General features: G+C 70.1%; 9 protein-coding genes. 3 read left to right on the top strand and 6 right to left on the bottom strand.

The genetic code is table 11. From position 1 onward, the window contains the following. Positions 1 to 42: 42 nt before the first annotated feature. Positions 43 to 399 carry a hypothetical protein gene (locus JOD54_RS07140; RefSeq protein WP_204449772.1) on the top strand — a complete coding sequence of 119 codons (357 nt, stop codon included), beginning with the start codon at positions 43 to 45 and terminating at the stop codon, positions 397 to 399. Between the two features lie 151 nt (positions 400 to 550). Here the strand turns inward: JOD54_RS07140 and JOD54_RS07135 are convergent, their stop codons facing one another. From JOD54_RS07135 to JOD54_RS07115, 5 genes are all read right to left on the bottom strand, one after another. Then, positions 551 to 2,446: a glycosyltransferase gene (locus tag JOD54_RS07135; protein WP_204449771.1), complete on the bottom strand. Its 1,896-nt coding sequence runs from the start codon at positions 2,444 to 2,446 to the stop codon at positions 551 to 553. A 100-nt stretch (positions 2,447 to 2,546) separates the two neighbouring features. Further along, complete coding sequence (locus JOD54_RS07130; protein ID WP_204449770.1) at positions 2,547 to 4,448, bottom strand: glycosyltransferase; 1,902 nt, start codon at positions 4,446 to 4,448, stop codon at positions 2,547 to 2,549. Positions 4,449 to 4,652: 204 nt separating this feature from the next. After that, complete coding sequence (locus tag JOD54_RS07125; protein WP_204449769.1) at positions 4,653 to 5,375, bottom strand: DapH/DapD/GlmU-related protein; 723 nt, start codon at positions 5,373 to 5,375, stop codon at positions 4,653 to 4,655. Continuing rightward, entirely contained in the window at positions 5,372 to 6,430 is a 1,059-nt protein-coding gene (locus tag JOD54_RS07120) for a lysylphosphatidylglycerol synthase domain-containing protein (RefSeq protein WP_204449768.1), read from the bottom strand. Before JOD54_RS07120 ends, JOD54_RS07125 begins: the two co-directional genes overlap by 4 nt. A 129-nt stretch (positions 6,431 to 6,559) precedes the next feature. Continuing rightward, positions 6,560 to 8,281: a DUF6798 domain-containing protein gene (locus tag JOD54_RS07115; protein WP_204449767.1), complete on the bottom strand. Its 1,722-nt coding sequence runs from the start codon at positions 8,279 to 8,281 to the stop codon at positions 6,560 to 6,562. A gap of 357 nt (positions 8,282 to 8,638) precedes the next feature. Here JOD54_RS07115 and JOD54_RS07110 point away from each other — a divergent pair, with 357 nt between their 5' ends. Beyond that, positions 8,639 to 9,733: a DegT/DnrJ/EryC1/StrS family aminotransferase gene (locus JOD54_RS07110; protein WP_204449766.1), complete on the top strand. Its 1,095-nt coding sequence runs from the start codon at positions 8,639 to 8,641 to the stop codon at positions 9,731 to 9,733. Continuing rightward, a complete protein-coding gene (locus tag JOD54_RS07105; protein ID WP_204449765.1) occupies positions 9,730 to 10,701 on the top strand; it encodes a Gfo/Idh/MocA family protein in 972 nt (323 codons plus the stop codon). The genes JOD54_RS07110 and JOD54_RS07105 overlap by 4 nt, the downstream gene beginning before the upstream one ends. A 67-nt stretch (positions 10,702 to 10,768) precedes the next feature. Here JOD54_RS07105 and JOD54_RS07100 read toward each other — a convergent pair whose 3' ends face one another. Further along, the gene (locus JOD54_RS07100; protein WP_204449764.1) at positions 10,769 to 13,060 is read right to left on the bottom strand and encodes a hypothetical protein; all 2,292 of its coding nucleotides are present in this window, start codon (positions 13,058 to 13,060) and stop codon (positions 10,769 to 10,771) included. Between the last annotated feature and the right edge of the window lie 125 nt (positions 13,061 to 13,185).

Raw genomic sequence — 13,185 nt, 5'->3', positions numbered from 1 at the left:
CCGGGGGTTGCGACCGGCCACCCGCTGGGAGACGCTGTCAAGGTGAGCGAGCTCGCCAGTGACAACACCGAGTCCATCGCACTCCGCCTCGACGACGTCGGCGTTTCCGTCGACCTACCGAGGCCAGCCAACCCGGGTGACCAGGTCCAAGGAGTCCCCTACCGCCCGGTCGAGTTCCGCGACGACGACCTCCCCACGGCCCTGGAGCGGGCCGCGTCGTGGCTGCGGCACACGCAGAACTGGCTGGGCGAACCGGTCGACGTGATCGCCATCCACCTCGACTACGACGACCGCGAGGGCAGGCCCTACTACGACGTCAAGCTGCTCTGCAACGACGAGGACCTGGCGGGCGCCCCGATCGCCCTGCGCGAACACCTCGGCCGCACCACCGACGTCTGACCCCCGAGACGGCCCCGCCCGCCGGACCGGGCGGGGCCTCCCAGGAATCCCGTCCCGAAGTACGCCCAGATGGGTGACAGAAGTCATCCCCAGCCCGGCCGGGCAGGTGTGCGAAAAGGGCGGCCCGGTGAGGGGCCGCCCTTTCAGCGGATCAGCTCTCGAAGACCTTGCGCCAGGACTCGACCGAGGTGAGTTCTGGGAGGGCCGCTCGCCAGGTGTCCTTGGCGGTGGGCCACTCGGCTGCCAGGCGGCGGTAGGCGCTGGTGGCCTGCTTGGCCAGTTCTCGGAAGACCTCCGGGTCGCGCTTGCGGAAGGCGACACCGCTGCCGTCCGGGTTCGACACGGTGGCGCTGTCGAGGTTGCCGAGGAGGAACCAGAGGGCGCTGCCCGCGGGCACGTTCACCTGGGGGCGGTCGGCGGCGTCGGGGGCCGGGGGGCGCAGGTTGTGCAGGAGCGCCTGGGCGGCCTGGGCGGCGATCTTGGCGGGGTTCACGGGCGGGCGCAGCATGCGCTCGGCGTGGACCGCGTCGAGGGTCGGCGGCGGGAACTCGCTGGCGGACGGGAGGGTTTGGGCGTCCGCGTACTGCTTGCGGATGCGCTGGACCTCCGGCAGGACCGTGGGCAGGAGGTCGAAGAGGCGGTCCGGGCCTGCCAGGAAGTCCTCGATCGCCTTCAGCTCGATCGCCACCGTGGAGTACTCCATCGACAGCAGCCTGCGGATCGTCACGCGCAGGCCCTGCTTGAGCAGGACCTTGCGGTGGTCGTGCGGGGTGTGCAGCGCGGCAACGATCAGGCGGTTGCGCAGGTGGAAGTACGCGGTCCAGTCCGACGCGTCGTTCTTGTCGGTCCAGGGCATGTGCCAGACGCCGGAGCCGGGCAGGGTCACCGTGGGGTAGCCCTTTTCCAGTGCGCGCAGCGAGTACTCGGCGTCGTCCCACTTGATGAACAGGGGCAGGGGCAGGCCCGTCGCCTTGATGATCTCGCGGGGGAACAGGCACATCCACCAGCCGTTGTAGGTGGCGTCGATGCGGCGGTGCAGCTTCTTGGTCTCGCGCAGCGACTTCAGGCCGAAGTCGTGGTCGGTGAGCGCGCCGGGCGCCGCCCGCCAGGTGAAGCTGCTCAGGTCGACGACCTCGCCCATGCTGTGCAGCCTGGCCTTGGCCTGCAGGTTGAGCATCTGGCTGCCGACGATCACCGGGGCGGTCGCGGCGCGGGCGAACATGCTGGCGCGCAGGATCGAGTCCGGCTCCAGCGAGATGTCGTCGTCCATCAGCATGATCTGGTCGACGTCGGAGTGCTCGATGGTCTCGAAGAAGGCCCGGCTGAAGCCGCCGGAGCCGCCCAGGTTGCCCTGTTCGATGACCTCGAGGCGGTCGCCGAGCAGGGCGGCTGCCTCGGTGAAGCGGGGGTGGCTGGAGATCTTCTGGGTGCCCTGGTCGGCCACGTAGACCTTGGTCAGCGCGTCGAGCACGACCGGGTCCTCACCGAGGGCGAGCAGCGAGTTCACGCAGTCGTCGACCCGGTTGAAGGTGGTGGTGCCGATGGACAGCCTGGTCGGGGGCAGCTGCAGGTCGGTGGTCCAGGCCGCGTCCGAGATCTCCAGCGGGGAGTCCTCGGTGAACACGTCGAACCAGATCCAGCCGCCGTCCTCGAACGGGGCCAGGCTGATCCGGAACTCGACCTGGGCCGGTTCGGCGCCCTCGGTGCGCACCGCCTGGCCGGTGAGGTGCACCTGGTCGCCGTTGGGCTTGGACCGGTACACGTCGACCCGGCCCGCGCCGCGCGCGCTCAGCCGCAGCACGACCTCGCTGACCCTGGTCCAGCGCTTCCAGTAGCTGGCGGGGAAGGCGTTGAAGTACGAGGCGAACGACACCCTGGCCGAGCCGGGGATGGTCACCTTCGTCCGCGCGGAGACGAGGCTGTGGATGGCGTCCGGCTCGTCCAGGTAGAGCGGGCGGACGTCCACCGGGTCCGTGCCCCGCGGCAAGATCACCCGCTGCAGCACGGCATGCGCACCGGTTCTGTTCGTGTTGCCCTGCTCGGTCACTTCGCTCCTCCAGCGAGCCTGCCGTGGATCCCGGGGACCGGGTTGTCCCCCTGGGTGGTCCTGCCAGGTCTGTGTTGTTCTCCTGCGCGCACCGGCCCGCTCACCGCGGGCCGTAAAGCCGTTCCCAGTTCTGCGTGCTCGTGGCCGCCGGGATGGCCGCGCGGTACTCGGCGGCGACCCGCGCGCTGTCGGCGAGCAGGGCGCGGGCGACCGCGACCGCGCGCTTGCCGAGCTCGACGGCCGTGTCCCTGTCCCGCTCCCGGATCCGGACGCTGTCCTGCGCCGCGTCGGTGACCACCACCCGGTCGAACCGGGAGACGTGCCACCAGGCCGAATCGCGCGCCGGAACCGCGCCCACACCGAAGTTGGTCCTGCCCCTGGCCAGCCGCACCAGCTGCTTGGCCAGTGCCACCCTGGGGTTCTTCGGCGCGGTGTCGGCCTGGACCATGGGCACGAACTCCAGGCCGAGCTCCGGCAACGAGCCAACCGGGTGCGCGACCGTGTCAGGGTACTGGGCCCGGATCGCCCGGATCTCGGCCGCCGCCGCTTGGCCGCCGTCGGCGAGCACGTCCGGGCCGACCAGGAAGTCCTCAGCGGCCTTGATCAGGGTGGCGGCCAGGCCGTACTGCATGGCCAGCAGCGCCCGCGCGACCCGGGAGGTGAACACCCTGGCGACCTGCTTGGGCGGGAACGGCGAGTAGAGGGTGGCCACGATCATGGCGTTGCGCAGCGCGAAGTACTGGCTCCACTGGTCGCCGTCCTTCCAGTCGAAGTCGGCGTGCCAGAGCCCGGCGCCGGGCAGGGTGACCGTGGCGTAGCCGCGGGTCCTGGCGCGGTAGCCGTACTCGACGTCGTCCCATTGGAAGAACAGCGGGATCGGCAGGCCGAGTTCGCGCACGATCGAGTTCGGGATGAGGCAGGACCACCAGGCGTTGTAGTCGGCGTCGACCCGGCGGTCGCCCCGGTTGGGCAGGCCGGTGGGTTCGCCGTCCTCGTCGAGGGCCTCGTCGAGCAGGTCGACGTCGTCGAGGGCGTTGGCGACGACCTTGCCGGGCAGGAGCTGGGTGAAGTCGGCGTACTCGGCGCCCGCGACCAGCTTGGTGGGGTGCAGCAGCCGCAGCATCTGGCCGCCGACCAGGGTGGGTCGGGCGGTGCGGTTGGCGAACGCGGAGAGCCGGACGGCGATCTCGGGCTCGCACAGCACGTCGTCGTCCATCAGCAGCACGTTCGACTCGCCGCCGCGCACGACCTCGTACATGCCGCGGCCGAACCCGCCCGCGCCGCCGAGGTTGGGCTGGCGCAGGTACCGCAGCCTGCCGCCGAGGCCCTTCTCCAGGTCGGGGAAGGTGGGTCGGGATTCAACGGTGTCCGTCCCCTGGTCGACGACGTAGACGGCGTCCAGGACCGACAGCGCGGCGTTGTCGGCGGCGAGCGACCCGAGGGTGCGCACGCAGTCGTCGGCGCGGTTGAAGGTGCAGATCACGACGGAGGTCGGCACCACGCGGGCCGGGGCCTCGACGGTCCAGTCGAGTCGCTCGACGAGCAGTTCGCCCGCTTCGGTGGTGATGTCGAGCCAGAGGAACCCGCCGTCGAGGAACTTGTCCAGGGTGGCGGTCAGCTGAACGGTGTCGCCGGAGGCGTCGGCGATGTCGCGGGCGGCCACAATTCGGGTGCCGCCTTCTTCGTCGGATGCGACCATGGAGACGCGGGCGGACCCGGACAGCACCAACTCGACAGTGACCTCTTTGACGACAGTCCACCGCTGCCAGTAAGAGGCGGGAAAACGACCGAAGTAGGTGTCAGTGCTGACCTCGGTGTAAGGCCTAACGATCAACCGGTCGCGCTCGCGGTCCGCGGCACCTGCCACGACCGTGGCATAGAGGCTGTCGGGGCACACAGGATCCGGACCGCGGAACAACCCGCGCTGGGCGACCAGGCGGCCGGGGGACTCGGGGGCCTCTTGGCCTGACCGGGTGGTGACACTGGCCGCGCGCTGGGGCATGACGGGTTCGATCCTCCGGAGGGCTCTTGTGCTGCCGGTGGTGGCCGCCCTCCCGGTCGCGCGCGGGATCGCTTGAGGCGGTCGCGCGTAACCGGTCGGTAGTGGCCGACACGGGCGCCTACGACGCCCGAGGCCCCACAAGGCTACCCGCTCAGTTTCGACCCGACCGGTCAGTACCCAGGGGCGCTCACCCCCGGTGCACGCTCAGATCGATTGAGCGACGCCGACCAGGGACCGAGCCGGTTCCGCGGCGGTCCACCAGGCGAACGCCCCGGTGAGCGAAGCGGGCACCTCGGCGGGGACAGCGCCCGCCGCGTAGGCGGCCGTGAGGGTGGCGATGGCGTCGTCGTCGACCCCGGAGCGGCTCATGCCCACCGAGTTGACCCCGCGCAGCCGCACCGGGTTGCCGAAGGCCTTGGCGAACGGTGGCACGTCGCGGGTGATCGCGGCGCCCATGCCGACCATGGCGCCCGGTCCGACGAGCCTGCGCTGGTGGCCCGCGACGTTCATGCCGAGGTTGGCACCGGAGCCGACCTGGAAGTGCCCGCCGAGGCTGACCCCGGCCGACAGGGTGACCCGGTCGCCGATGAGGCTGTCGTGGGCGACGTAGACCCGGTTGAGCAACCAGCAGTCGGATCCGATGGTGGTCGGCCGGTAGCTGCCCTGGTGGATGGTGGTCAGCTCGCGGACCACGGTCCTGGCGCCGATGTGCACGCCGACGAACTCGCTGGCCGCGCTGTCCCACTCGCCGTTGTGCGTGGCGCCGGTGATCTCGGGCGGGGTGCCGATGACGCAGCCGGGGCCGATCCAGCAGTCGTCGCCGATCACGGCCGGGCCCAGGATGATCGTGTTGGGCCCGACGCTGACGTTCTCGCCCAACTCGACGCCCGCGCCGATGACCGCGGTGGGGTGGATCTTGCTGCTCATGCGGGGTCCTCTGACTTCTCCGGGGCGGTGTTCTCCGGTGTGGCGGCGGGCTGGGCGACCAGGTCCTTCACGTGCCGCGACGCCAACAGCGCGGCGACACCGGCGGAGCCGAGTTCGGCGAGCGTGAACATGACCCGGGAGGCCACCGCGAAAGCGGCCGCCGCGGTGATCCCCACAGTCGGTGCGAGGGCCAACGCGACGAGGACGTCACGCGCGCCCGCACCGGAGGGGACGACGAAGAACAGCAGACCGGCGACCAGGCCGATCGCCACTGTGCCGACGCACAGCAGCAGCACGCCCAGGTCCGGGGTACCGCTGGCGGTGGCCAGCGCCCACAGGTGCGCGCCGAAGAGCACGTAGGACAGGACCGACAGGCCAAGGGTCTTGCCGATGGTGGCCCAGCGCAGCTGGTGGTCGAGCGGCTGCTTGCGCAGCACCCGCAGCACCAGGTTGACGCCCCAGGTCATGACCTTGGGGTGCAGCGCGATGAGGCTGATCGGCAGCGCGGCGTAGAGCCACACCGCGCGCGGGTTCTGGTCGAGCATCTTCGGCAGGGCGATCATGCCGAGGGTGAGCATCGCCACCACGGACACGCCGACCTGCACCAGGGAGCTGACGAACATCCGCGCGCGCGGGATGCCGACCTTCTTGCCCAGCTCCATCTGCAGCACGTACGCCCACACCGAGCCGGGGATGTACTTGCCGAGCTGGCTGACCAGGTAGATCTGGGCGCCCCGGGTGCGCGTGACCGGCGAGCCGAGGTCGTTGACGACCACGCGCCAGGAGAACGCGCCGACGACGACACCGGCGACCACCGCGAGCAGGCTGAGCACCGCCGACCACCACGGCACGGTGGACAGCGTGGCCCAGACCTCGTTCCAGCGGGTGATGACGTAGTAGAGCGCGCCGCCGACCACCGCCAGGATCAGCACCCGGCGCAGCCAGGTGATGGCCGTGGACTTCCACGACGGCTTGGCCGCCGGGGGCGGCTGCTCGGTCTCCGCCGCCCCCGCCGTCACGGCCTGGCTGCTGATGGCCTCGCTGTTGATGGCCATTTGTCCTCCGGCCCCGGCGCGTCACGACCGGTAGCTGTAGTCGACATCATCGGGTCACCGCTGGCGGGCACCCACCCAGTAGCCGGGTGGGCACAGCGCCACCTCACGACAGCGTGACACTGTACGTGGTCAGTTCACCGGTGCGCGCAGCACGGTGTTGCGCAGCATTGACACCGGTTCGAGCACGACGGTCCAGCCCGCGCCGAGCAGTTCGGGGATGCGCCACCGCATGCCCTCCTCCACCACCAGGTAGTCGGCGCCGAACTCCCGCGCGACCTGGCTGTAGCGCTCCAGCGGGAGGGAGAAGAAGACGCCCGGCGTCTTCATCAGGCACTGCTTGAGCCCGCCGACGGCGTTGAGCCGCCGCTGGTACTCGACCCAGGCGTCGCCGCCGTAGGGCACGTTCTTGCAGTCGGCGACCACGCCGCGGCCGCTGGCCATCCGGATGTACTCACCCAGAGGCGGAGCGATCAGCTGCGCGCCCGGTGGGAGGGTCCGGCGCACAGCCATGCCCCAGTCGTGGATCTCTTTGTCGGAGAGGTAGACCACATCGAAGTCGCGCAGCGGAGGAGCACCCGCGGAGAACACCGCCGCCAAGACAGCGCCCACGACCGCGAGCGCTGAACCGTGCACTACGCGATTCGTCCTTATTGCCCACCCTGGTTTGCGCGCGCGCACCGCCATCGCCGCAGCGCCAACGATCAGCGCACCCGCGAAGAGCAGCAACCACGGGCCGCCGTGAGGACGGGGGAACATCCACCGCGGGTCGAACGTGTAAGAGCCCGCGAGCAGGTAGCCCAGCCCGATGACCGCACCCAGCGCGGCCAAGCGCACCCGGGTCTTGACCGGGGCGAAAATCGGGACCACCAAGCCCCACACGGCCATTGGCAACAGCACGACGTCGAGCCGGTAGACGTTCATGCCCTGCGCGAGCTCGCCGATCATCGGGACGTTCCACCGGTCCGCGACCACACCGACGACCAGCCCGAAGGCGGGCAGAGCGATCAGGACGGCCCACGTCGCGATCGTGCCGCGCGAGAAGTACAGGCAGCTCAACAACGCGATGCCGACCAACGACATCCCGGCCCACACGACGTGCGAAGACCACGAGCTCGCTTCGCAGTGGTAGGGGATGACCCGCGTGCAGATCTGCGCGAAGTCCGCGATCTCACCGGCGACCGGCCGCAGCCAGAGCCCGAAGAGCACAACGGCGGCGCATCCCGCGCCGCCGAGCAACAGCACCCGGTCCACCCGGCGCCGCCCGGTCCCGGGGAGCCGTCCCAGGTGGAACCGGACCGCGGCCAACGCGATCAGCAAGATCGCCAGGACCATGCCCTGTTGCAGGTGAACGGCGGCGGCGACCACAGCGGCGACCGCGGCGAAGGTCCGGTGGTCGGTGAACAACGCGGCCACCACGAGGTACACCATGCAGCCCGAGAGGACGACCGGCAGCGCGTTCGGGTACAGCGGCGAGCCGGTGCCCAGCAGCCACCACGGCATCATCCCGGCGAGGAAGCAGACCAGCACCGTCGCGGTGCTCTGGTGCGCGGGTGCCCAGCGGCGGGCGAGCAGCGCGGTGGCCAAGCCGAAGGCCAGCAGGGACAGCACCCAGTAGCCGAGGTAGACCGTGCTGAGCTTGCCGGTGACCATCCCGAACCAAGTGATCACGTCGAAGAGCCAGTGCGGCTGCGGCGACCGCTCGAGGAACCAGTCCCCCGCGAACAGCGTCGGGTCCGCCCAGTGCATGCCCAGCGCGGAGAGCACGCGGTGGTCCCCGGTGCCAGCGGAGTAGCCGTGGCGCCAGTGCTGCACGAAACCCAGCACGAGCGCGCCGACAACGGCCCGCGCCACCAGGGCCAACCGCGGGTGCGCGCGCGGCGGACGTGGCAATGCGCGGGCCATCTCTGGCTCGACGTGCAATCCGGGTGTTCTTGGTGGGTCCGACGGCGGAGCCGCGTGAATAGACCCCAAGGTGGGTCCCCTCTCCGAAACCCCTCTCGTGGAACGACGAGCGTAAGCAACGCAGCGCTGTCGATCATGTACTCAGCGCTACCTCCATGGCCCAGCGGAGTGTCGCGACCCCCTTGGCGTTGCCCCCCAAAGAGCGGCCGCCGACGGCGGGTACCGTGGCCCACGCGGCCGGCAGGACCGTCACCTGCGTGCTGTTCGGACGCCTCAACCCGCCATCGCACCGGAGAGAACTGCCGAATGATTCCCATCACCGTCGTCGACGTCGGCGACGCTGAGCCCCTCGTGCTCGAGGTGCTCCGCTCCGGCGTCATCGCCCAGGGGCCCATGGTCAAGCGCTTCGAGGACCTGTTCGCGCAGGTCGCGGGGGTTGAGCACGCGGTGGCCGTCAACAACGGCACCACCGCGCTCGTGGCCTCGGTCCAGGCACTGGACCTGCAGCCGGGCGACGAGGTCGTCACCTCGCCGTTCACCTTCGTCGCGACGCTGAACGCGATCCTGGAAGCAGGCGCCACCGCCCGCTTCGCCGACATCGACGCCGAGGACTTCAACGTCGACCCGGCCGCCGTCGCCGCGGCCGTCGGTCCGCGGACCAAGGTCCTCATGCCGGTGCACCTCTACGGGCAGACCGCGGACATGGGCAAGCTGGTCCCGCTGGCCGAGGAGCACGGCCTCACGATCATCGAGGACTCCGCGCAGGCGGTGGGCGCGACCTTCGACGGGCGCCCCGCAGGCAGCTTCGGCATCGGCTGCTTCTCGCTGTACGCGACCAAGAACGTCACCACGGCCGAGGGCGGAGTCATCACCACCTCCGACGCCGCGCTGGCCGACAAGCTGCGCGTGATGCGCAACCAGGGCATGCGGGCGCGCTACCAGTACGAGATGGCGGGCCACAACTACCGCCTGACCGACCTGCACGCCGCGGTCGGCATCCCGCAGCTGGAGAAGCTGGCGGACATCAACGCCAAGCGCTCCGCGAACGCCACGGCGCTGTCGGCGGGCCTGGCCGACATCCCGGGCCTGCGGGTGCCCAGCGTGCTGCCCGGCCGCACCCACGTGTGGCACCAGTACACCGTGCTGGTCACCGAGGACGCCAAGGTGGACAGGGACGAGTTCGCGGCCAAGCTGACCGAGAAGGGCATCGGCAACGGCACGTACTACCCGAAGGTCGTCTTCGACTACGACTGCTACCGGGACAACCCGAACGTGATCACCTCGGACGTGCCGGTCGCCACCCGCGTGGCCCAGCAGGCGCTGTCGCTGCCGGTGCACCCGAAGCTGACCGCCGAGCAGATCGACACCATCGTCGCGACCGTGCGGGAGGTGCTGGCGTGACCGCTCGTCCCCGCGTCGCCCTGATCGGCTCCGGCCAGATGGGCTCGCTGCACGCCCGCGTGCTCTCCCAGTCGCCCCGGGTGGACTTCGTCACCCTGGTCGAGCAGCGCAAGGAGGTCGGCGAGCAGGTCGCCAACCGCTACGGCGCCGCGTGGGCACCGGAGATCGGTGACCTGTCGGGCATCGACGCGGTGGTCATCGCCGCGGCGACCGAGGCGCACTACGACATCGCCCGCCAGGTGATGGAGCTGGGCAAGCCGCTGCTGGTGGAGAAGCCGCTCACGCCCGACTACAAGCTGTCGGTCGAGCTGGTGGAGGAGTCCGAGCGCCGCGGTCTGCCGCTGGTGTGCGGGTTCCTGGAGCGGTTCAACCCGGCCGTGCTGACCGCGCGCCAGATCGCCTCCGACGTGGTGCAGGTCAACGCGATCCGGCACTCGCCGTTCGTGCCGCGGATCAAGACCGGTGTTGCCACCGACCTGCTGATCCACGACATCGACCTGACCATCGGCTTCGTCGGGGAGAACCCGTCGGTGGTGAAGGGGTCCTTCGGCTACTTCCACGGGTCGTCGAAGAAGAACCACTCCGAGGACAGCGCGGACGCGACCATGTCGTTCCCCAACGGCGCGATCGCCACGGTGTCGGCGAGCCGGGTCAGCCAGCGCAAGGTCCGGCAGCTCTCGGTGCTCGAGGTGGACCGGCTGATCGAGATCGACCTGCTGCGCCGGGACATCACCATCTACCGGCACGTGACCGACTCGCTGGCCACCGCCGGGGTCGGCTACCAGCAGCAGACGATCATCGAGATCCCGACGATCCTGCAGAGCCAGGAGCCGCTGGCCGCCCAGCTCGACCACTTCCTCAACCTGCTCGAGGCGGGTGCGGGTTCGGACGCGGTCGCCGCCGAGCGCGCCGCGATCCTGCCCGGGCACCGGGCGATCGACCAGGCCGCGGAGTCCGCGAACGCCTGATCTCGTGATCTTGCACTAACGCTAAGAGGGCCCCGCCACAGTGGCGGGGCCCTCTTAGCGTTCTGTCCTATTCGGCCGGTGTGGCCGCTTCGCGACGGCGTCGCCTAACGCCCATGACGGCCCAGCCGATGCTGAACAGCACCCCGAGCACAAGAGTGCCTGCCATCAGCGGGATGCCGAAGCCGTAACCGGGCGGGGTGAACCGGAGTTCGACCTTGCTACCGCCGTTAGCGGGGGCGGGGACGTCAAGCTCGATCAGGCCCGCGGGGCCTTGCTTGACCTCCACCTCCTTGCCGTCCACTGTGGCCTTGTAGCCAGGCCAGGCGAGCGCGGCGAAGATCAGCTTGCCGCCCTTGCCCTCGTAGCGGGTGTCCATGCCGTTCTCGCCGACCTTCACGTCCGACGTGACGCGGATGCCGTTGCCCGCGAAGGACAACCGGCCGTCACCGAAGGGCAGCGGCGTGTCACGCTTGTAGACGGTCACCAGCTTGGTGCGCTCGGCGACGGACCACCCTGGCGCCACCTCGGCCTGGTTGGGCTTCGGTCCGCCTGCCCGCGCCTGGGCCTGCGCGGCCTCGCGGTCCTCGATGATCCCGTTCTCCACAACGACAGTCCGCAGCCGTAGTGCGTCGGCGAGCAGCACCCGCTCACTGTCCACAGGGCGCCAGAGGGCGTCGAACGCCGCGGGGCACGTCGCGCCGTAGTAGTTCATGCACAGCGCGGCGGCGAACTTGACGTTGCCGATGCCGGTGTAAGAGTTCAGCGCGTCCACCCCGGCGGTGTGGATGGCGTTGGTGAGCATCACGTCGCGCCACGCGCCGTCGGGCACGAGTTCAGCGTGCTCGTTGATCTCGCCGAGGTCGACGACCTGCAGGGTGTTGCCCTGGTAGCGGTCGTCGAAGTTGTCGCGCATGGCGGCGACGTCGTGCGGGAAGCGCCACGGGGTGATGTTGTAGTTGCCCGTGTAGAGCTGGGTCTGCAGCACCAACAGGACCGCGGTCCCGAGGACCAGCACGGTGCCGAAGAACCGCTCGCGGTACTTCACCGCCGCGGCGACCAAGAGCAGGACGACGACCGTCGCCAAAGCGTGCCAACGCACGTGCTGCGGGGTGCTCGCCCAGGACAGGTACGCGCCGACCAGCACGATGATGGCCGAGGCGATGGCCTTGGCCTTGGCGCGGCTGGTGTCGAGGCCCTTGGTCAGCACGATGGCCATGGCGATCGCGATCGGCAGGTACGCGTACTCGGTGAGCCGGGCGGGCCAGCGGAACAGCCACAGGGTGGACGGGCCGAAGAGGAACAGCAGGTACACCCCGGCGAAGACGATCAGGCTGGAGCGCTCGCGGACCCGCTCGCGCAGCGCCGACCAGCGCAACCACGGGGCCAGCGGCACGATGAACCACGCCAGGTAGGCCATCGGGAACGACAGGATCTCCGACCCGAACACCCGGTACTGCGGCTGGAACGTCGGCGCGCTCATGGCGAACAGGTCACCCAGGTTGGGCACCAGGAAGCCGGTGTTGAGGACGCCCTGGTCGGTGCGCCAGGTGACCGCGCTGCTCCCGGCCAGCGGCAGGAACACCACCAGGGTGCTGAGCCCGATGATGCCGCCCACGACGACCAGCCAGCCGAACCGCTTCCAGTGCTTCTGCAGCGCCAGCTCCACCGCCACCGCGGCCAGGATCACCATGACACCGAGCGCGCCGTACGGGTTGCCGACGGTCATCGCCAGGAAACCCAGGACGATCGGGACGATCGGGTTCATCCGCCCGTAGGCGAAGCGCCGCAGCGACCACCACACGATGGGCAACCAGGCGAAGCAGATGAGGCCGCCCGCCCAGGCCGACGCGTCGAAGTAGAGGGTGTACCCGGAGAACGGCAGCGCGACCGCGACCGCGGCGGCAGCGGCGCGGTTCGCGCCGAAATCGCGGGCCAGCAGGTACACGCCGAGCGCGAGGAGCACCAGGAACTCGGTCTTGACCAGGGTCGCCGACAGGGCCAGCGACGGGATGGCCGACACCGCCAGGTAGTTGGCCAGCATCACCGGGTTGAACAGGCTCATCATCGACTCGCCCGCGATGTTGCCGCCCATCCACATCTCCGGCGACATCACCGGCCAGATGCCCGCGCGCAGCTGCTCGCCGATGTAGTGCCAGTCCGGCAGGAACGCGGCGGCGCTGTCGTCCCAGTAGTAGAAGATGCGGTTGCGGATGAGCGGCACCTGGGCCAGGACCGCCACGAGCACCGCGACGCCGAGGCCGGTGAGCAGCCCCCGCCTGCGCTCGCCGGTCGACTTGCCCCCGCTGTCCTGTCCGGGCGCGGCCTCCGGAACGGGGACGCGGTTCTCCGTCAGGGTCACCTGGCGGTCCTTCCTCGATGGTTGACGCTGCTGCGACACGTGCGCTCCCCCGGAGCCCCCGCTCGGGCGGACACGGTACTGTGCCAGTCGCCTCGGTCTAGGTCTTCCGGCCTGGCCAGCTGTCA

Origin of the sequence: Actinokineospora baliensis, assembly GCF_016907695.1 — a bacterium.
In the GTDB taxonomy this organism is placed as follows: domain Bacteria; phylum Actinomycetota; class Actinomycetes; order Mycobacteriales; family Pseudonocardiaceae; genus Actinokineospora; species Actinokineospora baliensis.
This window is presented reverse-complemented; position numbering and strand designations above follow the sequence as displayed.

Coding starts and splice junctions, on each gene's coding strand:
- JOD54_RS07130 (WP_204449770.1), bottom strand. CDS start 4,448: ATGCCCCAGCGCGCGGCCAGTGTCACCACCCGGTCAGGCCAAGAGGCC.
- JOD54_RS07125 (WP_204449769.1), bottom strand. CDS start 5,375: ATGAGCAGCAAGATCCACCCCACCGCGGTCATCGGCGCGGGCGTCGAG.
- JOD54_RS07120 (WP_204449768.1), bottom strand. CDS start 6,430: ATGGCCATCAACAGCGAGGCCATCAGCAGCCAGGCCGTGACGGCGGGG.
- JOD54_RS07110 (WP_204449766.1), top strand. CDS start 8,639: ATGATTCCCATCACCGTCGTCGACGTCGGCGACGCTGAGCCCCTCGTG.